The organism is Hoeflea marina, assembly GCF_003182275.1.
Classification (GTDB): domain Bacteria; phylum Pseudomonadota; class Alphaproteobacteria; order Rhizobiales; family Rhizobiaceae; genus Hoeflea; species Hoeflea marina.
Genome location: NZ_QGTR01000008.1, coordinates 82,074 through 102,481 on the forward strand (window position 1 = coordinate 82,074; position 20,408 = coordinate 102,481).

General features: G+C 63.7%; 19 protein-coding genes and 1 tRNA gene. 12 read left to right on the top strand and 8 right to left on the bottom strand.

Annotated elements, in window-relative coordinates:
- Positions 1–82: 82 nt before the first annotated feature.
- The 3 genes from DFR52_RS22905 to DFR52_RS22910 are packed head-to-tail and all read left to right on the top strand — an operon-like array spanning position 83 to position 3,713.
- Complete coding sequence (locus DFR52_RS22905; protein ID WP_110034409.1) at positions 83–1,249, top strand: ABC-three component system protein; 1,167 nt, start codon at positions 83–85, stop codon at positions 1,247–1,249.
- Complete coding sequence (locus tag DFR52_RS24350) at positions 1,250–1,750, top strand: three component ABC system middle component (protein ID WP_146215657.1); 501 nt, start codon at positions 1,250–1,252, stop codon at positions 1,748–1,750.
- Between the two features lies 1 nt (position 1,751).
- Positions 1,752–3,713, top strand: a complete 1,962-nt coding sequence (locus tag DFR52_RS22910; protein WP_110034410.1) for a DUF3732 domain-containing protein — start codon at positions 1,752–1,754, stop codon at positions 3,711–3,713.
- A 284-nt stretch (positions 3,714–3,997) separates the two neighbouring features.
- Here the strand turns inward: DFR52_RS22910 and DFR52_RS22915 are convergent.
- A tRNA-Met gene (locus tag DFR52_RS22915) sits at positions 3,998–4,074 on the bottom strand.
- A gap of 988 nt (positions 4,075–5,062) precedes the next feature.
- Between DFR52_RS22915 and DFR52_RS22920 the strand changes: the two genes are divergently transcribed.
- Positions 5,063–6,028, top strand: a complete 966-nt coding sequence (locus DFR52_RS22920; protein ID WP_110034411.1) for a Gfo/Idh/MocA family protein — start codon at positions 5,063–5,065, stop codon at positions 6,026–6,028.
- A gap of 44 nt (positions 6,029–6,072) precedes the next feature.
- On the opposite strand, the gene mnmA is transcribed toward DFR52_RS22920, so the two are convergent.
- The gene (mnmA, locus tag DFR52_RS22925; protein WP_110034431.1) at positions 6,073–7,266 is read right to left on the bottom strand and encodes a tRNA 2-thiouridine(34) synthase MnmA; all 1,194 of its coding nucleotides are present in this window, start codon (positions 7,264–7,266) and stop codon (positions 6,073–6,075) included.
- 258 nt (positions 7,267–7,524) lie between these two features.
- On the opposite strand from mnmA, the gene sciP reads away from it, so the two are divergent.
- A complete protein-coding gene (sciP, locus tag DFR52_RS22930) occupies positions 7,525–7,800 on the top strand; it encodes a CtrA inhibitor SciP (RefSeq protein WP_110034412.1) in 276 nt (91 codons plus the stop codon).
- Positions 7,801–7,979: 179 nt separating this feature from the next.
- Here sciP and DFR52_RS22935 read toward each other — a convergent pair whose 3' ends face one another.
- On the bottom strand, positions 7,980–8,498 hold the full coding sequence (locus tag DFR52_RS22935; RefSeq protein ID WP_245415458.1) for a paraquat-inducible protein A: 519 nt from the start codon (positions 8,496–8,498) through the stop codon (positions 7,980–7,982).
- A gap of 159 nt (positions 8,499–8,657) precedes the next feature.
- Here DFR52_RS22935 and DFR52_RS22940 point away from each other — a divergent pair, with 159 nt between their 5' ends.
- Complete coding sequence (locus tag DFR52_RS22940) at positions 8,658–8,939, top strand: GNAT family N-acetyltransferase (RefSeq protein WP_110034413.1); 282 nt, start codon at positions 8,658–8,660, stop codon at positions 8,937–8,939.
- A 618-nt stretch (positions 8,940–9,557) separates the two neighbouring features.
- Here the strand turns inward: DFR52_RS22940 and DFR52_RS22945 are convergent.
- Complete coding sequence (locus tag DFR52_RS22945) at positions 9,558–9,914, bottom strand: flagellar export protein FliJ (protein ID WP_110034414.1); 357 nt, start codon at positions 9,912–9,914, stop codon at positions 9,558–9,560.
- A 432-nt stretch (positions 9,915–10,346) separates the two neighbouring features.
- Here DFR52_RS22945 and ctrA point away from each other — a divergent pair, with 432 nt between their 5' ends.
- Positions 10,347–11,048, top strand: coding sequence for a response regulator transcription factor CtrA (gene ctrA, locus DFR52_RS22950; protein ID WP_110034415.1), 702 nt, complete (start codon positions 10,347–10,349; stop codon positions 11,046–11,048).
- A 109-nt stretch (positions 11,049–11,157) separates the two neighbouring features.
- Here ctrA and DFR52_RS22955 read toward each other — a convergent pair whose 3' ends face one another.
- Positions 11,158–11,520 (bottom strand): response regulator, encoded by a 363-nt coding sequence (locus DFR52_RS22955; RefSeq protein WP_110034416.1) that lies wholly within the window; start codon positions 11,518–11,520, stop codon positions 11,158–11,160.
- A gap of 114 nt (positions 11,521–11,634) precedes the next feature.
- Positions 11,635–12,276 (bottom strand): histidine phosphotransferase ChpT, encoded by a 642-nt coding sequence (gene chpT / locus DFR52_RS22960; protein ID WP_110034417.1) that lies wholly within the window; start codon positions 12,274–12,276, stop codon positions 11,635–11,637.
- 284 nt (positions 12,277–12,560) lie between these two features.
- On the opposite strand from chpT, the gene DFR52_RS22965 reads away from it, so the two are divergent.
- Together DFR52_RS22965 and DFR52_RS22970 are read left to right on the top strand one after the other, a co-directional pair.
- The gene (locus tag DFR52_RS22965) at positions 12,561–13,106 is read left to right on the top strand and encodes a DUF1134 domain-containing protein (RefSeq protein WP_425351251.1); all 546 of its coding nucleotides are present in this window, start codon (positions 12,561–12,563) and stop codon (positions 13,104–13,106) included.
- A 163-nt stretch (positions 13,107–13,269) separates the two neighbouring features.
- Complete coding sequence (locus DFR52_RS22970) at positions 13,270–14,484, top strand: coiled-coil domain-containing protein (protein ID WP_146215658.1); 1,215 nt, start codon at positions 13,270–13,272, stop codon at positions 14,482–14,484.
- Positions 14,485–15,827: 1,343 nt separating this feature from the next.
- Here DFR52_RS22970 and DFR52_RS22975 read toward each other — a convergent pair.
- Together DFR52_RS22975 and DFR52_RS24555 are read right to left on the bottom strand one after the other, a co-directional pair.
- Positions 15,828–16,658 carry a TrmH family RNA methyltransferase gene (locus DFR52_RS22975; RefSeq protein WP_110034420.1) on the bottom strand — a complete coding sequence of 277 codons (831 nt, stop codon included), beginning with the start codon at positions 16,656–16,658 and terminating at the stop codon, positions 15,828–15,830.
- Between the two features lies 1 nt (position 16,659).
- Positions 16,660–17,046, bottom strand: coding sequence for a hypothetical protein (locus tag DFR52_RS24555; RefSeq protein WP_158285029.1), 387 nt, complete (start codon positions 17,044–17,046; stop codon positions 16,660–16,662).
- 30 nt (positions 17,047–17,076) lie between these two features.
- On the opposite strand from DFR52_RS24555, the gene DFR52_RS22985 reads away from it, so the two are divergent.
- The 3 genes from DFR52_RS22985 to DFR52_RS22995 all read left to right on the top strand — a co-directional run bounded on the left by DFR52_RS22985 (position 17,077) and on the right by DFR52_RS22995 (position 20,040).
- Positions 17,077–18,108, top strand: coding sequence for an RluA family pseudouridine synthase (locus DFR52_RS22985; RefSeq protein WP_110034421.1), 1,032 nt, complete (start codon positions 17,077–17,079; stop codon positions 18,106–18,108).
- A gap of 159 nt (positions 18,109–18,267) precedes the next feature.
- The gene (rpoH, locus tag DFR52_RS22990) at positions 18,268–19,167 is read left to right on the top strand and encodes an RNA polymerase sigma factor RpoH (protein ID WP_110034422.1); all 900 of its coding nucleotides are present in this window, start codon (positions 18,268–18,270) and stop codon (positions 19,165–19,167) included.
- Between the two features lie 579 nt (positions 19,168–19,746).
- Positions 19,747–20,040, top strand: coding sequence for a GIY-YIG nuclease family protein (locus DFR52_RS22995; protein WP_110034423.1), 294 nt, complete (start codon positions 19,747–19,749; stop codon positions 20,038–20,040).
- Positions 20,041–20,408: the final 368 nt, after the last annotated feature.

The following is a 20,408-nucleotide window of genomic DNA, read 5'->3' on the forward strand; positions in this document are numbered from 1 at the left end:
TATGTGATATGTACCAGCGGCCTTGTACGAACTCTTTATGACCTGCTACCGTGACAGAAGAATAGGAATTCTTTGACGCAAAATGAACGTGGCAAGCAAAACTTCAACGCACAAGGCCGCCGGACAGTATCTTGGATACTCCGAGCAAGAAGCTCGTTTTTGCTATCACCTGCTCGTTTCCGCCGACGACGCTCAAGTCGTTATGGAAGGCGAGGACGATGTTTCTGTTCGCTTTGCAAATGGTGACAAAATTCTTGAACAGGTCAAAAGCGCGACAAAACACAATGCGCTTTCCGACTGGTCCAACGATCTCTGGAAAACGATTGGAAACTGGATAGCCGACATTGAAAGCGGTGCCATTGATCTACATCGCACACAATTTCGACTATACGTAACACCGTCTCAATCTGGCGAGATCGCAGTTTCCATTCACACAACGAACGACGAACAGAGCGCCAAGGAATTAGAGAAACTGGTCCGCGAAAGAAGGGATGCGCTAACACGGCAACCCAATTGCAATAAGTACGTCGAAGCCTTTTTAGGGCTCGATGAAAAAGAGTTTTCTGAATTTGTGGCTAGGGTGTCGATAGAGAGTGTCCACGCGCGCCCCGAGCATTCAGTAGAGAATCTTTGGGGACCAACCTACAGTAAAGAAACCAAGCAAAGGCTAACAAACTACGCCATAGGTCTCGCGCGTGAAAAGGCCAATGCACTCATCAAGTCGGGCGGTGAAGGTATCGTCGACGCAAACTCTTTCAGGAAGGAAATCCAGCTCTTTGCTGCTCGCCTGAATCTTCCAAATTACTTGGCAAGCGTATCCGCGGAACCCACTACTGCGGCTGTGGTCAGCGTTCACTCGCAGCGCCCAGTTTTTGTTCGCCAACTTGAGATCATCGGCATCGGTCAAGACCAAGAAGTCCGCGCAGTAGCAGACTACCTTAGGGCGTCTGCAGATAAGACTATCTGGGCGGAAGAGGGTGACATCGTGCAAAGTGATCTATTTGATTGGGAAACGACATTGGTCCGCACCTTCGATTTGAACAGAGGTGAGATAGAAGACGTACTTTCGGCCTCTCCAGCTGAGGCCAAAGGGAGACAGTTACTAAGACTTTGCCTTCGGACCAAGACGAAACTCGCTGGCCAAGATGTACCTGACCACTTCGCACCGGGTTCCTTCCATGACCTATCGGATCAGCTTCGGATCGGTTGGCATCCCGACCACAAGTCCATCTTGGAAGAAGGTAAGTAATTGCTTGAATTTGATCAACACTATTCAGAGCTCGAGATCACCCAGAATCCCGCTTTGGGGGCATACGCGCTTTGGCAGTTTGGCTTGGGTCACCAAGAGGGCGATGCCGACCTAGCTCCGATCCCTCTGGTCTTCTTGGTTATACCAATGGTCTTTCATGCAAGAACTCTAGCGCGCATTTCTTCGACATTCGAAAGTTCCGGCCTGGGGAAGCTTGTGCAAAAAATCAGTGAGAACCGCGAAGAGTTGCTTTCTATTCATCAACGAGCATTGGCCATGCGGGAACTCAGCTTGAACTCTCTCGTGCTCGGCATTTCCAGAGGACTGATCACGCCATATTACGAAGCTGCGACTATCCGTTCGACGTCTCCTGACTTACTCCCAAAAGTCAAAGTGCCTGACAGAGCAAAGAAGGTAGGGACAGCTTCGCGAAAACTCGGAATATGGTTTTCACAGTTTGATACCACCGATGTGGTGCGCGCTCTCAACGTGAGTCTATGAAATGTATTTTCAAATTTCCAAACTGATTATCTGGCCTAAATCGGGAGCGACTCCTCGCGAGCTCAATTTTCAAGTAGGAAAAATCAATGTTATTACAGGAGCGTCAAAGACAGGCAAGTCGGCGATTATTCCGATTGTAGACTACTGCCTTGGCTCCGATGGCTGTTCCATTCCAGTCGGAGTCATTCGAAAATCTTCGGCTTGGTTTGGGGTTGTGGTGAACACAGTCCAAGGTCAAATATTGATCGCCAGACGAGAGCCAGGAGAGCAAAAGAGCACAGATGACTTCTTCGTCCTTGAAGGTTCTTATGTAGAGATTCCACATGCAGTACCCGGCAAGAACAGGGATAGATCCCACTTAAAACGAGACCTAGATCGGTTGGCCGGGCTTTCCAACCTTGGTTTCGAGCCGGGAAGTGAGAATTCGTTCAAGACGAGACCATCATTTCGTGACCTAATGGCTTTTACGTTTCAACCACAAAACGTCGTTGCGAACCCTGACGTACTGTTTTTCAAAGCAGATACAACTGAGCACCGAGAGAAGCTTAAGACCATGTTTCCCTATGTGCTAGGGGCGGTGACAGTGGACGTTCTGTTAGCCAGGTACGAAATCGATCGGCTCACGAAAGAACTGCGCCGGAAAGAAGCACGGCTCTTAGCGGAGTCCAGTTCAACCGATGCATGGCGAGCCGAAGTGAGTGCATGGTTTAGACAAGCGCAAGAATTCGGGCTGTTATCACCTGACCAGGAAGTACCTTCCGACTGGAACAGCACCGTTGAAATCCTTAGGTCAGTAAGCGAACAGCGAGAATCGGCAGCAAGGCCAGACCTACGGGGAATGTCACAAGCACTGGAACACCTTGAAGTTCTGAGACGCGAAGAGACTGATTCCTCAAAGCGCCTGTTCAAACATCGCAGTAATCTGAACGAAATGCGGCGCCTGATTGAGAGTAGCGAGCATTACGGGGACGCTTTGCGTATTCAGCGTGATCGCCTTTCCTTGTCCACCTGGCTTAGAACCCTCGGCAACCCAAGCGGCGAGGACGAACTTGCCAAACTGGAGGCAAGTCAACGATGGCAGATAGAGACGCTTTGCAAAGCACTAGAAAAAGTTGAAATCCAAGCCTCTTCTCAGCCGTTATTATCGGACCGTATGGATAAGGAATTGATCCGTGAAAGGGCAGCCGCTGAGGCCGAGTTTAGTCGACTGAATGAAACCCGACAAGAAATACGTGAACTCGAGAAGAGGTCTGAGGAAGTACATGCTGAACTAAAGCGCAGCGAAGATATTTCGCGTTTCCTTGGGCGACTAACTCAAGCGTTGACCGTCTACGACCGCGCTGATCAGACTGGCCCGCTGCGCGAGGAGGTTAACTCCCTGAAGGAACGCATCGAAGAATTACGAGGGGGAGTCTCTGACAGCGAGATAGCACGCAGATTACGCAACGCACTTTCAGAAGTCGACGCTGAGGCGATGAGGCTGGTAAAATACCTAGACGCTGAGAATCCAGATAATCCTATTCGTCTGATGATCCGCGAGCTCACGGTGCAAGTCGTCGACGATGGGAAAGAAGCATATCTCTGGGAAATCGGTAGCGGTGCGAATTGGCTAGCTTACCACGTCGCTACTCTGCTTGCGCTGCACGTGTTCTTCTTGAAGACCCCACATCACCCGGTCCCATCATTCCTTGTGTTCGACCAGCCAAGCCAAGTCTACTTTCCACGCGCACTCGTTGAGCGGGATGATTTGGCGACAGACTTCGAGTGGAGGGATGAGGATATCCGAGCTGTTCGGAAGATCTTTCACGCCCTCTCAAGCGTCATGGCTAAGGCCACGCAAAGGATCCAAATCATTGTTCTCGACCATGCTGGCGAAGACGTCTGGGGTGACTTTGAGCATGTGTACAAAGTGGCCGAGTGGCGTGACGGTGAAAAGCTTATTCCCGAAAGTTGGCTAGGATGAAGCGCTCGCCTAACAATAAGCGGGCCAAGAATCGCCGGTAACCAACAACTGAAGCCCCGCGGTTTCGGTCCATTGCAAATATTTGTATTTCACCCTGTAAATCGGTTCGGTTGCGTAACTAGCCTCCAAAAAGGGGAATTTCAGCCCAAAGAGCTAGTAACTCCACCCCAGGCCCTCGCATCCAAGCCCAAGCCTTTGTCACCCAGAATGATACCCCGGGCGCTTCACGTGCAAGTTGCCCCGCGACGCGCGAGACCTAACTATCTGCAATACTTAAGAAATTTTGGTAGCGGGAGAGGGACTCGAACCCCCGACACGCGGATTATGATTCCGCTGCTCTAACCAGCTGAGCTACCCCGCCGCAACCGCCCGGCGCACGAGCGCCCGACCGATTTCGCGGCATATAAGGGTGGGGTGCCGGGGGTGTCAAGCGCCCTTTGGCGAAAAGCCGCACAATCGCCCGGCCCCCGGGATCGTTGCCGCCCGGGCCGCGACCCGGCGCGGGATCGGCGGGTTGAAGGGCTGCGGCGCGGCCGCCTCGATGCGGGCGCGGTCCGCCCTTCTCATTTGATCCGTGCGACCCGCCCTCGCCGGGCCAATCCCCGGATATCCAGCGCTGCCTCCTCATGCCCTGCCCCGGCCGCTCGGCGGCCTTCGCACATCGTTGGGTGGCCCATCGGCGAAGATGAAAGGACGCGATTTCAGCGCCATAGTGCAACTGCGCAGCAGCAGGCAAGCGATGTTTCGGATGCCTCCGACCCCCTCACCAACAAAATCTACAGCTTGGCAAGCCCCCTCTCCGGCGTCATCGTCGGCCCTCTCCGGCATTTTCCACCGCCCCCATCGGCGTCATCCTCGGGCTTGTCCCGAGGATCTGCTGAACCGTCGGTTTTCCCGCTGGTCCATTGGTTTCGGGGCGGGCTCCTCCGGATCCTCGGGACAAGCCCGAGGATGACGAAAATGAAGCACAGCCGGAACCCGCGCGCGCCCCTCTCCCTGCTGGGAGAGGAAGCAATTTCAGCGTCTTAACGCAGTTAAGCGCTAGAAATTGCAGGTGAGGGGGTTGTTCGCGCGCCGCCCGGACCTGCAGTCGTGCTCCGCACATTCGCTCGGGCGCCACGCTGTCAAGCATGCGCAGCCCGCCCCCGCCCCCTCCCGCACATCCCGGCCCGGCCGGGGCCGCGGTTTGTCGCAGTCGGCGCTTGCCTCCGCCGGCCGCGGCTTGTACTCCTCGCCCATCCCCGCGGGGACGGCAGGCGCGGCTCTCAGCCGCCGGCCGGCCGCGCGCAGTCTTTCCCCGGAGCCGCGGCGCTGCCGCCGCGCGCCCGCCAGCAACGGACCCGCCTGACATGAGCCAGACCAAAATTCCCTTGATCGGCGTCGTCGGCTGCGGCTACTGGGGCTCCAACCATGCCCGCACGCTGTCGGGCCTCGGCGCGCTCGCCGCCGTCGGCGACCGCCACGCCGACCGCGCCGCGACCCTCGCCGCAACCCATCAGGTGCCCGTGCTCAGCCTTGAGGAGATGATCGCCGACCCGGCCATCGACGGCATCGTGCTGGCGCTGCCGCCGCACCATCACGCCGATGCGGCCATCGAGGCGCTGGAGGGCGGCAAGCATGTGCTGGTCGAAAAGCCGATCGCGCTCTCGGTCTCCGACGCCCGCCGGGTGGTGGACGCCGCAGCCCGCGCCGGCGTCGTCGCCATGACCGGCCACGTGCTGCGCTTCCACCCCGCCTTCGAGCGGCTGATGGAACTCATCGGCGCAGGCGAACTCGGCGCCGTGCGCTATATCCATTCCCACCGCGTCGGGCTCGGCAAGTTCCACGCCGAGAACGATGCGCTGTGGGACATCGCCCCCCACGACCTGTCGCTCATTCTCGCCATCACCGGCGAGCGGCCCGACCAGGTCCATGGCGAGGGCTCGGCGATGCTCAACCGGCTGAGCGATTTCGCCCATCTGCACCTGCAGTTTCCCGGCGGCATCCGCGGCCATGTCTTCACCTCGCGGCTCAATCCCTATCGCGAGCGACGGCTCACCGTCATCGGCTCGAAGGCGATGGCGGTGTTCGACGACATGGCGCCGTGGGCCGAGAAGCTCGCGCTCTACCGCCACAAGCTGTGGGAGGACGAGGCCGGCTGGCAGTCGGAGATGGTCGATCCCGACTATGTCGGCATCGAGGATGGCATGCCGCTCACCCGCGAGTGCCGGCATTTTCTCGATTGCATCGCCACGGGTGCGGCGCCCCGCACACCGGTTTCGGAAGGCCTGGCGGTGATCGAGATCCTGTCGCAGGGCACCGTGCGCCACGACTGACGCGCGGCTTCCATTCCGATCGACGAAAACCGCGGCCGCGCCGCTCAGGCGGCGGCGGGCCGGAGCAGCCGGGTCAGCATCGCTTGCGCCTCGGGCGAGCGCTCGGTGCGGTAGATGAAGCCGCCGCCATAGACACGGGCCTCCTCGCCGTCCGACGAGTAGAGCACGCAGGCCTGGCCCGGTGCGACGCCCATCTCGCCCTCGAGCAACTCGACGCTGACGACGCCGTCGCGGGCGCGCAGCACGGCGGGCGCCGGCGGCCGCGTCGAGCGCACCTTGGCAAAGCAGGCCAGGCCTTCCGCGCCGATGGCGCCGAGTTCCGCGTCGCCCAGCCAGTTGACGTCGCGCAGCACCAGCTGCCTGGTGTCCAGCGCCTCGCGCGGGCCGACGATGACGCGGCGCGAGCGGGCGTCGAGATGCACCACATAGAGCGGGTCGCCGACGGCGACGCCGATGCCGCGGCGCTGGCCGATCGTGTAGTGGACGATGCCCTCGTGCTCGCCCAGCACGCGGCCGTCGATGTGGACGATCTCGCCGCTCAACGCCGAATTCGGCCGGATCTTCTCGATCACCGCGGCATATTTGCCCTGCGGCACGAAGCAGATGTCCTGGCTGTCGGCCTTCTGCGCCACCACCAGGCCCATCTCCTCGGCCAGCTCGCGGGTGCGCGCCTTGGAGAGGTCGCCGAGCGGAAAGCGCAGATAGTCGAGCTGGTCCTGGGTGGTGGCGAAGAGGAAGTAGCTCTGGTCGCGCGCCGCATCCACCGGGCGGTAGAGCGCGCGTCGGCCGGGATGGCCCGGCGCCGGATTGGGCCGCGAGCGGATGTAGTGGCCGGTGGCGAGCGCATCGGCGCCGAGATCGCGCGCGGTCGCCAGCAGGTCGGCGAACTTGACCGTCTGGTTGCAGGCCACGCAGGGAATCGGGGTTTCGCCCGCGACATAGCTCTCGGCGAAGGGGTTGATCACCGCCTCGCGGAACCGCTGTTCGTAATCGAGCACATAATGCGGAATGCCGAGCGTCTCCGAGACGCGGCGCGCATCGTCGATGTCCTGGCCGGCGCAGCAGGACCCGGCCCGGTGCACGGCGGCGCCATGGTCGTAGAGCTGCAGCGTCACGCCGAGCACGTCGTAGCCCTCGCGCTTGAGCAGGCCGGCGACGACCGAGCTGTCGACCCCGCCGGACATGGCGACGACGACGCGGGTGTCGCGCGGCGACTTATCGATATCGAGACTGTTCACTGTGTTCCCCGTCATTCAACAGCGTTCAAGGCGCTGATCAAGCGGTTGATGGACTGCCCTTGCAGTGCGGCAATTATAGGGAGTTTGCCGGGCGACAACAAGGCCGGTCGACATCCGCGGTCGCAAGCGCCAAGCTGTCCGGCTGAAATCGGCAAGCTGTGCCAAATCCTTACTGAAACCTTAGGAGGTCCTTAGGCAAATTTTAAATCCCACGCGCTAGTCTGCCTGCAATAGGTCTTGAGTATGTAAGAGAGTCCAATGACCGAGATGGTACGACCACGCGTCAAATATGTAATCGGCCCCGACGGGAGCCCGCTGACCATTGCTGATCTTCCGCCCCCCAACACCCGCCGTTGGGTCATTCGCCGCAAGGCCGAAGTCGTCGCCGCCGTCCGCGGCGGGCTTCTGAGCCTCGAGGAGGCCTGCGACCGCTACACGCTGACGGTCGAGGAGTTCCTGTCCTGGCAGTCCTCCATTTCCGATCACGGTCTCGCCGGCCTGCGCACCACGCGCATCCAGCAATACCGCCACTGAGACTTCCCCCCACAATCAATCACGTCGCCCGAACTCGGCAGCGGTTTCGGGATCGCGACATGCGTCACGGCCCGGAGCGAAAGCACGTCGCCCGTTCCAAGCAAGGAACATATCATGCGGCCCCGCCCGCATGACCGGGTGATTGCGCCCGCGCCGTCCGGCCGCGCGCCTGAAACCCGTCAGTCCGCCGGGCGATCCGGCGCGACCGCCTGTGGGGCGAGGCGGGCCGGGTCCCGCGGCGTCCGCGATGCCGCCGGGCCGACCCGGTCAAGCAGCGTATGGGCAATGACGGCCAGCACGGCCGATCCGGCGTAGAACCACAAACCCGATTGCGACAGCGCGCTGGCGATGCCGCCGGTCTTGGCGGCGACGATGACGATGGCCACCAGCAGCACATCCATCAGCGACCACCGCGCCAGATGCGGCAGCGCCCTGCCCGCCCGCCCCCCTGCCGGCACCATGTCGAGGGCACGGGCCACCATCACCAGCATTTTCAACAGCGGAAAAATGATCGACACCACGAGAACGATTGCCGCCAGCACCCAGTCCTGATCGCTCGCCAGATTGACGATGATGGCCACGAGAGACGGCGACTGGTCAAACACATACAGCGTTTCGAAGCGGGCCAGCGGCAGCACGATTCCGAGCGCCAGGCAGAACGGCGCCAGAACCAGCGAAATCAACAGAAGCAGCTTCAAGACAAACACTCCGGAACAGGCGACGGTGTGACCGGCATGACTGAACCGCACCGGCGAGGCGGGCCGGTCCGGTTCCTGGCGCGGACCGATCCCCATGAGTTGAAACCCTGCGGTTTCCTGCATAGCTTGGGCGGAAGGCCAACGCAAACGGAGCCGGCGATGACGATTCAAACCGAAGACGGGCCGACGGGCGGGCGTTACTCCCTGCAGAAGGATGGGGCGATGGCCGAAATGACGTTTTCGCGCGCCTCGCCGGACTTGATCATCATCGACCACACCGGCGTGCCTGATTCGATGCGTGGCCAGGGCGCCGGCCAGGCGCTGGCCGAATTCGCCGTCGCCGCCGCCCGCGCCGGCGGCTGGAAGATCTTTCCGCTGTGCCCGTTCTTCCGCGCCCAGAGCCAGCGCAATCCCGAATGGCGCGACGTGCTGTCGGGCTGAGCTGGCCCTCGCCCTTCGGCGGCGGCCCCAGCCGCACGCCGGCGCCTGATCTCTGACGACGCCCTCTCCTCCGTCATGCCGGGCTCGACCCGGCATCCAGCGGCTCGCGTCCGCGAGCCGGGAGACCCTTTCGGACCGTCGGCAAGCAGCGAGTCTCTCCCCGCGCGGACGCGCGGGTCTCTGGACCCCGGCTCGGGGGCCGGGGTGACGGTGTGGAGGGTGCGGCATATGCAATCCTGCTGCGCATCTTCACTCAGGCCCGCGCGGTCAACACGCGCGGCCACCTCGGAAATGCGTGACTGTCGCAGCCCCTCAAGCGGAGCGGGAACCGGCCGCGTTGGCGGTTCGCCCCATAGATCCGCTCCTTGAATCTGTCACGGATGCCGCCCCGCACGCGGAGCAACCTCCCTCGCCCTCGAGGGGGTCCGAACGACGGCGAGCGACCCGCGGCGCGAGCCAGATTGAGGGTGCGGGTACTTTGACAGCGACCCGTGGCGCGAGCCGGGTCGAGGGTGCCGGGCCGCCCCGACGCAACGCGACGCCGGATGAAACCTTCATCCGGCGTTCCGTTGTCGCATGGTCAGGTTCGGGCCGGCCGGAGCCTGCCCGCGCGGCCGGTCAGCCGACCCTGCCGGTGCGATGGCCGATGTCGCGCTCCTCGAGCGCGGCAGCCTTGGTGTGTTCCGCCTGGGCTTCCTCAAGCGCCAGTTCCGCCGCATCGAGCTGCACCTTCAGCTCCTTGATCGAATGCTGCAGGTTGTCGGCGCGCTGGCGCGCGGCCTTGGCGAAGGTCGGATAGGCGAAATGGGCGACGTCGCTGATTCCGGCCTTCTTCTCCTCGACCGCGATCTGGTATTCCAGCTCGGCCGACATCTTCTCCATTTCCGCCATCATCAGCTGAATCTGGCTGAGTTGGCGGGTCTTCTCGTTGACCTGAAACAGCTTCAGGCGAACGTGGCTCTCACGTGACTTCATACGCAATACTCCCGTGATGCGAGACCCCGGTTGGAACACAAGGCCGGACGAACTGCCGGCACCTGGCGAATGAAAAGTGACCGGGCGTTAACTTTTGCGCGCCGCGGTAACCATTCATTTACAGGCTTCGTTAATAATAGCTCACATGGTTTAAGGGCGGGTAAACGGAAACGACGATTTTTCCGGATGCCTTTCCGGAGTCAGCGGAGTCACTTGCGCCGGATTGCTAAGGCAGTACCTTAACAGGATGGAGAAGAATTTTCGGTTAAAAATCATGGGTCTGCCGACGAAAACTAACATAAGATGAATGGTTGCCTAACCCACTCAGAATTTGTTAACCATTGCGTGGCAACCTCCAAATCAGGCAACGACTGGATCCGTATTGCGTAGAGGGAACACAGTGGCTCTGCGGCGGCGGAAAAGGGGACTAATATGCGGGTATTATTGATTGAGGACGACAGCGCGACAGCGCAGAGCATCGAACTGATGCTGAAGTCCGAGAGTTTCAACGTCTACACGACCGATCTTGGGGAAGAGGGCGTCGATCTCGGCAAGCTCTATGATTACGACATCATCCTGCTCGACCTCAACCTTCCCGACATGTCGGGCTACGAGGTTCTCAGGACGCTCAGGCTGTCCAAGGTCAAGACGCCGATCCTGATTCTCTCCGGCATGGCCGGGATAGAGGACAAAGTCCGCGGCCTCGGCTTCGGCGCCGACGACTACATGACCAAGCCGTTCCACAAGGACGAGCTGGTCGCACGCATCCACGCCATTGTCCGCCGCTCGAAAGGTCATGCCCAGTCGGTCATCACCACCGGCGACCTGGTGGTCAATCTGGACGCCAAGACGGTCGAAGTCGGCGCCCAGCGCGTCCACCTCACCGGCAAGGAATACCAGATGCTGGAGCTGCTCTCGCTTCGCAAGGGCACGACGCTGACCAAGGAAATGTTCCTCAACCATCTCTACGGCGGCATGGACGAACCGGAACTCAAGATCATCGACGTCTTCATCTGCAAGCTGCGCAAGAAGCTCGCCACCGCGGCAGGCGGCAAGAACTACATCGAAACCGTCTGGGGCCGCGGCTACGTTCTGCGCGAGCCGGACGAGAGCGAGATCCGCGAAAGCGCCTGACCTCTTGAACACCGCCTGAGCATTCCCGCGCGCATCCGAGAACCCGCCCTCCCCGGCGGGTTTTTCGGTTCCGCCGGCAGGCCGACGACGGCGTGCCGGAACGGGGCGGTCAGGCAGCCAGCGCGTGCGGGGCGAAGGCGGCCGTGAGAATCCGGCGGTCGAAGGGCTTGAGCAGGAATTCGTCGGCGCCGGCGCGGCGGCCGATCATCATCTGCTTGAGATCGTTCTCGATGAGGCAGTAGAAGATCCGCACCTCCTTGCCGCCGTTCATGGCGCGCACCGAGGTGATGAGATCGAGCGCCCCCGGCATGCCGGCATCGACCACCATGATTTCCGGCAGTTGCGCCTGGCACATGATCATCGCCTCGCCGGTGTTGGACGTCTCCACGACGAGAAAATCCATCCCCGACAGGATGCGCTTGGCAACCTTGCAGATCACGGCGGAATCGTCGGCGATCATCAAACGGCGCATGCCAGGTCTCCCTCTCTTGCCGGCGCGCCCGGGGGCGCGCGCGTTGGTAGAGGGAAACCTATCAGGCTGCTGCGAAGATTTGGTAAGCAGACACGCTTAACAATCGGTTGCCGCTCAGATTGTGGTGGCTGTAAAGACAACCTCGTCGGCATTGGCGCTGCAGGCGAGCTCGAGCCCGGCCTCGTCGGCGAGCAGCACCGTGTAGTAGGGCTGGATCGAGTGCGCGTCGACCGCCTCCTCCATCACGCCGGAATGGATTTCGAGGAACTTCGGCGGCACCCGCACCATGCGGCCCTTGCAGACCATCCGGAAGAAGGTGGTGGTTTCGGGATTCTCGATGGTCACGTCGATCGAGCCGCCGCGCGGGATGGCGCCATAGGCGACCAGGAACAGGTTGAGCAGCAGCTTGACCTTGTTCTTCGGGATGATCGCCCGCGGACCGGACCAGGTCACCGTCGTCTTCTTGTCGGCGGAGACGAAATCCAGCACCGCCTTCTCGGCCTCGCCGGTGTCGATGGAGGCGCCGACGGAGCCCGAGGCGCCGAAGGCCAGCCGGGCGAATTTCAGCCGCACCGAGGCGTTCATCGCGCTGGTGCGGATGAGATCCATGGCGTCGGCGTCGGCGCCGCCCTCGTCGAGCAGCTCGAGCCCGTTGTTGATCGCGCCCACCGGGGAGATGATGTCGTGGCAGACCCTGCTGCAGAGCAGGGACGCGAGGTCGGGTCCCGAGAGGGTGAGATTGGGGTTCTTCGGCATATCGTGTCTCCTGTGCCTTCCGGCAACGAATCTTGGATGGTGACGTTGCACCCGCAGCGGTGGGATCGCAAGCGCCGGAAGCCCGCGCAGGCAGCAAGACGGCCTGGCGCGGGACCTCATGAATGAGCCCGGCCATAATGACACCATATTTGGTAAACCGCTTATTAAGATCATCAGCCCACAATGGCCTGATTGAACATTGCAGCCGGGCCGGCCCCGGCGGCCACGAAGGGAGTCATGTCATGGCACACGCAACGTTGCGCCTCCGCCCATTGGTCCAGCTGATGCTGGCGGTCTCGCTGCTCGTCGGCCTGTCGGGCCTTGCCCGTGCGCAGGCGACCGGCAACGCCAACTACACCGCCCAGGAGATCGTCGACGCCGGTCACGGCTTCTTCGGCTCCACCTCCGGGGGGCTCGCCAAGATCGTCGAGAAGGCGTTCAACGCCTACGGGCTGCCCAACGGCTACATTCTCGGCCAGGAAGCCTCGGGCGCCTTCATCGGCGGCCTCACCTATGGCGAGGGCGACCTCTACACCAAGAACGCCGGCCAGAGCTCGGTCTACTGGCAGGGCCCGTCGATCGGCTGGGACTACGGCGCCGATGGCAACCGCACGATGATGCTGGTCTACAACCTGCCCAGCGTCGACGGCGTCTACGGCCGCTTCGGCGGCATCAGCGGCAAGGCCTATGTGTTTGCCGGCCTCGGCATGACGGTGCTGCAGCGCAACAACGTGATCATGGTGCCGATCCGCACCGGCGTCGGCGCCCGCCTCGGCATCAACGCCGGCTATCTCAAGATGACGCCGAAGCCGACCTGGAACCCGTTCTGACCCGGCCCACCCCCCGCAATGGTGGCAAAAGCGGCGCATGCGCCGCTTTTTTCATGGCCCGCCGCCGGCGCGGCGATGCCCGCGTCTTGCCCGTTTTCCCCGCCCGTGCTTTATGCATCGCGACCGGCAGATGCCGGCCCGACTGCGCCACAGTGGGATCGATGTGATAGAATTTCTGCTCCTCTTTGCCTTCGGCTTTCTTGTCGCCGCGCTGATCGCACTCATCGTCGCCCCGGTGATTCGCGGCAGGGTCGTGACGCTGACCGAGCGCCGCATGCGCGCCAGCGTGCCGCTGTCGACGGCCGAGATCCGGGCCGAGAAGGACCTCGCCCGCGCCGCCTTCGCCGCGGAGAACGCCCGCCTCAGCGTCGACCTGCGCGACAACCGCGCCAGATTGTCGGAGCAGAGCGCCAATCTGGTGCGGGTGACCAACAATCTGGTCGCCATGCGCGCGGCCAAGGAGGAACTCGACGCAGCGCTCGAACAGAGCGGCCTCGAATCGGGCCAGCTGCGCTCCGAGCTGCGCGACCGCGAGGCCGCGATCGAGACCCTGCGCTCCGATCTCGGCGCCGCCATCCGGCTTGCCGGCGCGCGCGAGCGCGAGATCGCCAGGCTCAACGACCGCCTCAACCAGCTGGGCTCGGATGTCGAGGAACTCAAGATCGATCTCGCCACCCGCGAGACCGAGATCGACAATCTGCAGGTGACCATCCAGGCGCTGCACGACGAACGCAAGCTGCTGCGCGACGAGCTGCGCGCGGCCATCAGCAGCGAGCGCGAGGCCGAGATCCGGCTCGACAACGAGGAGAAGCGCTCCACCGAGCTCGAGCAGCGGCTGGCCCGCACGCAATCCACCCTGTCGGACCGCGATCAGTCCCTCGAGCAGCGCCAGCGCGAGGTCGAGCGGCTCAAGAGCCGGCAGGCCGAGCTCAACGATGACCTGCAGCAGGCCCTCGGCCAGCTGAAGGCGGCTGGGACGGGCCAGCGGCAGCCGACCGTTCCCGCAGCGCGGCCGACCGCCCCCGCCGCGCGCCCGACGGCGACCCAGCCCGCCGTGCCTGTGCGCGGCAAGGGCGCCGAGTCCGCCGCCCCGCCGGCGCGTGCGGCGCGAAGCAGCGACGAGCGGGTGGAACGGCTGCGCGCCCGCCAGGCCGCCCTGGTCGAGCGGCTGGCCAAGGCCGGCAATGGCAAGAACGACGCGGCCCTGCGCACGGAACTGGTCGAGGTCGCCGCCATGATGGTGGAGCTGACCGCGCAGACCGAAGGCGAGACCTCGCCGATCCGCAAGATCCTGTCGAGCGGCGGCACCAGGCGGCCCGCCGGCGCGCCGGTCAGTCTCGCCGAGCGCGCGCGCCAGCTGATATCCGCCGGCAAATAGCCGGCAGCCGAAGCGTATTCACACATCTGGTGGCCCATGGCGCTGGGGAAACTCTTCTGCTGCTTCGGCATTTCGGTTTCCTTTCAACTCAAGAAAGTCTCTCCACTTTTTGATGCCGTCCAAGGCCATTTCCCGTTTGTGCAACCGGTGACACCCCCACCCCTAACCCCTCCCCTCAAGGGCTACGCGATTCACACATTTCGGAAAGGCCCGGGGGTCTTGCGGAGCCCATTCTCCCCCCTTGCGGGGGAGATGTCGGCGCCAGCCGACAGAGGGGGGTGTGTTTCCATCCATTCCAGCCGTTCCGTTTGCGCGGCGGCCTACCCCCCTCTGTCACCTTCGGTGACATCTCCCCCACAAAGGGGGAGAATGGCATCGTGCCCGCGGCAGTCCCGGCAAGCCGCATGAGCCTTCGCGCGGCGCAGCGCTCAGGCTCGGCGCCTGTATCGACGGGTAGGGGGTCTTGCGGTGCCCATTCTCCCCCCTTTCGGGCTACGTGATTCACACATTTCGGAGGTGGCTGGGCATGTTGACAGCGTGGGGCTCAATGACAAGAGCCAGGCGGCGGGCGGCAACAACCCCTTCACCTGCAATTTCTAGCGCTTAACTGCGTTAAGACGCTGAAATTGCTTCCTCTCCCACCAAGGGAGAGGGGGTGCGCCGCGGGTTCCGCGTTTCCACCTCTCCCCTGGTGGGAGAGGCTTCGGAGCGGTGGCCGCAGGCCAGAAATCGACGAAGTCGATTCAGCGAGCGAAGGCCTGAGCGCGACGCCGCGCGAAGGCAGGCACAGCCTTGGACCGAAGGGCCAAGCTGTAGATTTTGTTGGTGAGGGGGTCGGAGGCATCCGCAACGTTTCTCGCCTGCGATTTCCGGCGCGCGAGTGGATCAGCACGCTGAAGTCGCGTCCTTTCAGCTTCGCCGATGGGCCACCACAACGATGTGTGAATTCCGTAGCCTCAAGGGGGAGGGGGACAAGGCTGCGTTGCGGGCCTTGCGCTTGCATCCCTGTTCGTCCTGCCGATTGGAATTGGACCGGATGCCGCCAGGCACGCGGAGCAAAGCCTCCCTCCCCCTTGAGGGGGTCCGAAGGACGGCGAGCGACCCGTGGCGCGAGCCAGATTGAGGGTGGGGGTACTTTGGCAGTCGCGATGGCGCGAGCCAGATCGGGGGTGGGGTGCGTTCGCGGTCGCGATGGCGCCAGCCAATGCGTGCCGGGGGGAAACCATCGCGCCCGCGACCGTTTCCCATCCTCCGGTCCGGGTGCATGTCGCCCGGAAGTCTGCGGCGGTTTCCGGATCACGGCACGCACAGGTCCGACGAGCCGAGGCAAATCCCCGGCTGAATCAGGGCAGTCGCCCCATGGCGCCTGCCACGCGCCACAGCGCGATGCCGGTGGCCGTGGCGACATTGAGGCTGTCGAGGCCGGGCGCCTGGGCGATCCGCACGCTGGTCACGCGGTCGAGCACCGCCTGCGGCAGGCCGGCGCCCTCGGTGCCGAGCAGCAGCGCCACCCGCCCCGGCGGCCGGTAGTCCTCGAGCGCCACGGTTCCCCTGGGCGACAGGCCGATGAGGTCGAAGCCGCTGCCGACGATGGCGCTGGCCATCGCCTCCACCGAGCCCGAGCGGCAGAACGGCACATGCAGCGCCGCACCCACCGACACCCGGATCGCCTTGCGGTAGAGCGGGCTGCACGAGGTGGCGTCGAGCGCCACGCCGTCGGCGCCGAAGACGCCGGCATTGCGGAAGATCGAGCCCATGTTGTCGTGGTTGGAGATGCCGCAGCAGGCCACCACGAGCGCCTGGTCGGGCAGGCCGGCGAGGAAGCTTGCGAGATCGGCAGGTGGGCGGCGCACGCCGAGCGCCAGCACGCCGCGATGCATGGCGAAGCCGACGACGGCGTCCAGCACCGGCGCGGCCGCCACATGCACCGGCACGGCGGGGTCGAGGCGGGCGATGAGATCGGCCAGCCCCCCGACCCGGTTCTCGAGCAGCAGCAGCTTGACGATGTCAAAGTGGCCGCGCTCGCGGGCGTCAAGCAGTGCCTGCAGCACCACCGTTCCCTCGGCGATGAACTGCTCCCCCCTGCCCGCCAGGTCCCGCTCGCGCATCGAGACGAATTCGGCGATGCGCGGATCGCCGGGATCGTCGATGCGGATCAGGCGGGCCGCATCCATCTCAGGGACGGTTGATCACGGCGATGTCGGCGACGATGCGCGAGGTGGTGATGTCGTAGAGCATCACCCGGAGCTTGCCGTCGGCCATGCGGCCGTTGAAGGCGATGCGGTTGCCGTCGAGCGCGATGCCGGCGATGGTGAAGCCGGCCGGCAGCGCCGCCACCGCCTCGACCGGCGCGTCCGAGGGAACCGCCTGCGAGGCGGCCACCACGGGCTGCTGCGGCGAGGGCCGCGTGAATTTGTAGACAATTGCGCCCAGCACCGCCATAACACCGACAAACATGATGCCGATCGACACGGCCAGCAGCCGCACCATCTTGCGGCGGACCTTTTCCATTTCCGGATCCAGCGGCTTGTCGTCCTGATCGTCCTCTGGTGCATTCGACATGAAAATTCCTCTCAAGGCAGGTCAGGCAGTTTGAACACCGCGACACCCTTTAACGAAGCCGGCGGCGATAGGAAAGCCTTGAGCGTCGATGAGCATGGCGAAGGCCGCCTCGACGCCTGGCTCGCCCGTGAGCTGGCGCCCGATTTCTCCCGCAGCCGCATCAAGGCGCTCATCGAGGCCGGCGCCGTCACGGTCAATGCGCTGACCGTCACCGAGGCCAAGCGCAAGGTGCAGCCGGGCGACGAGATCGCGGTCGTGCTGCCCGAACCCGAGGATCCGGAGCCGATGGGCGAGGACATCCCGCTCAGCATCCTCTACGAGGACAGCGACCTGATCGTCGTCGACAAGCAGGCGGGGCTGGTGGTCCATCCCGGCGCCGGCAACTGGACCGGCACGCTGGTCAACGCGCTCATCCACCATTGCGGCGCGAGCCTTTCGGGCATCGGCGGCGTCCGGCGTCCGGGCATCGTCCACCGGCTCGACAAGGAGACCTCCGGGGTCATGGTCGTGGCCAAGAACGATCATGCCCACCGGCATCTCGCCGACCAGTTCGCCGACCACGGCCTCACCGGCCCGCTCGAGCGCGCCTACAAGGCCTTCGTCTGGGGCCAGCCGGCCATTCTCAACGGCACCATCGATGCCCCCCTCGGCCGCAGCCGCGACCGCACCCGGCGCGCCGTGCGCACCGACGACGGCGACGATGTCCGCCATGCCGTCACCCACTACACCGTGCTCGAGCGCTACGGCGCCAGGGAAGACGGCACGTCGGACGCCACGCTGGTGGAGTGCCGGCTGGAGACCGGCCGCACCCACCAGATCCGCGTCCACATGGCGCACATCTCCCATCCGCTGCTCGGCGACCCCGAATATGGCGGCGCCTTCCGCACCAAGGCCAACCGCCTGCCTGACGCCGTCCGCGCCGTGGTCAACGCCTTTCCGCGCCAGGCGCTGCATGCCTATCTGCTCAAGATCGAGCATCCCGTCACCGGCGAGACGCTGCGCTTCGAGGCGCCGCTGCCCGCGGACATGGAGGATCTGCGCACGGCGCTGGCGCAGGTTTGAGTTGCGCGGCAAGGCGGGTCACGGCACTGTGAACGGGTCGAAGCCTTGATACCGGCTTTCGCCACAATTAAGTGACAATCTGCAGGGGCCCGGATGCGCGTGCCGATCCGGGGCTGGGGCTCGCCGTCAGGGAGCCAGGGATCAAAAAGGGGTGCTCACATGGCCCGAGCTAGTTTGCCGACCGTCTCCAGCGGGGAGAACGGTCTCAACCGCTATCTCGCCGAAATCCGACGATTTCCGATGCTTGAACCGCAGGAAGAGTACATGCTCGCCAAGCGGTTCCTCGAGCATGAGGACCGCACCGCCGCCCACAAGCTGGTGACCAGCCATCTCCGGCTCGTCGCCAAGATCGCCATGGGCTATCGCGGCTACGGCCTGCCGATCGGCGAGGTGATCTCCGAGGGCAATGTCGGACTGATGCAGGCGGTGAAGAAATTCGACCCCGAGCGCGGCTTCCGGCTTGCCACCTACGCCATGTGGTGGATCAAGGCCTCGATCCAGGAATACATCCTGCGCTCCTGGTCGCTGGTCAAGATGGGCACGACCGCCAACCAGAAGCGGCTGTTCTTCAACCTGCGCAAGGTCAAGAGCCGCATCCAGGCGCTGGAGGACGGCGACCTCAAGCCCGACCAGGTGGCCGAGATCGCCACCAAGCTCAACGTGTCGGAGGCGGAGGTGATCTCGATGAACCGCCGGCTCTCCGGCGACGCCTCGCTCAATGCGCCGATCAAGGCCAGCGAAGGCGAATCCGGCCAGTGGCAGGACTGGCTGGTCGACGATTCCGACAGCCAGGAAGACATGCTCATCGAGCAGGACGAGATGGAGACCCGCCGCTCGATGCTGACCCAGGCGCTGGGCGTTCTCAACGAGCGCGAGCGCCGGATCTTCGAGGCGCGGCGCCTGCGCGACGATCCGATCACGCTGGAGGACCTCTCGAGCGAGTTCGACATCAGCCGCGAGCGCGTCCGCCAGATCGAGGTCCGAGCCTTCGAGAAGGTGCAGGACGCCGTCCAGAAGGCGGCGCTGGCGCGCCGGGAAGCGCTGGTCCCCGTCAGCTGACGGCCGCCGGGGAGGATCTTGGCCGCCGCAGGATGAGGGGAGAGGGACGCGCCGCACCCTCCACCCGTCACCCCGCCCCCCGAGCCGGGGTCCAGAGACCCGCGCGTCCGCGCGGTGAGAGACTCCCCCGAACACGCATCAAATAGTCTCCCGGCTCGCCGACGCGAGCCCGCTGGATGCCGGGTCGAACCCGGCATGACGGCGAAAAGGGTGGCGCCACCCTTCACCCTCATCCTGAGGCGGCCGCGTCAGCCGCCCTCGAAGGGCGAGGGAGAAGCCACCCGTCTTGCCGCAATGTCCAGGCGCCGCACAGTATTTCGGTAGAGCGCGCCGCACCCTCCACCCGTCACCCCGGCCCCCGAGCCGGGGTCCAGAGACCCGCGCGTCCGCGCGGTGAGAGACTCCCCCGCACATACGTCAAGGAGTATCCCGGCTCGCGGACGCGAGCCGCTGGATGCCGGATCAGGTCCGGCATGACGGCGAAATGGGCGACGCCCGGCCTGAGGAATCGACGGATGCGGCATAGTCCCCAAAGCCCCAGGACTTTCCGGGAGGCGGACCTCATGCCATCATCGACGGATGCGGAAGGGCTATGTCTATATCCTTGCATCCAGACGCAATGGCACCCTGTACACCGGCGTGACCAGCGACCTGCCAGGCCGCTTGTATGAGCACCAGAACGATCTGACGCCGGGCTTCACTTCTAAATACGGTGTGAAGACCCTGGTCTGGTTCGAAGAGCATGATCTGGTCACGGACGCGATCGCACGGGAGAAAGCCATCAAGAACTGGCCGCGGCGATGGAAGATCGACCTGATCGAGGCCATGAACCCGGACTGGGACGACATCGCCCACTATCTCCACGGATTGTGAGCAAGCCGCCGGCAGCACACCCTCCACCCGTCACCCCGGCCCCCGAGCCGGGGTCCAGCCACCGCGCGTCCGCGCGGTGAGAGACTCCTCCCGCAGAGGCGTGAAGGGGTCTCCCGGCTCGCAGACGCAAGCCGCTGGATGCCGGATCAAGTCCGGCATGACGGTGGAGAGCCACCCTTCACCCTCATCCTGAGGCGGCCGCGTCAGCGGCCCTCGAAGGGCGCGGGTGAAGCCATCCGTCTTGCCGCAATGTCCAGGCGCCGCACAGTATTTCGGTAGAGCGCGCCGCACCCTCCACCCGTCACCCCGGCCCCCGAGCCGGGGTCCAGAGACCCGCGCGTCCGCGCGGTGAGAGACTCCCCCGCACA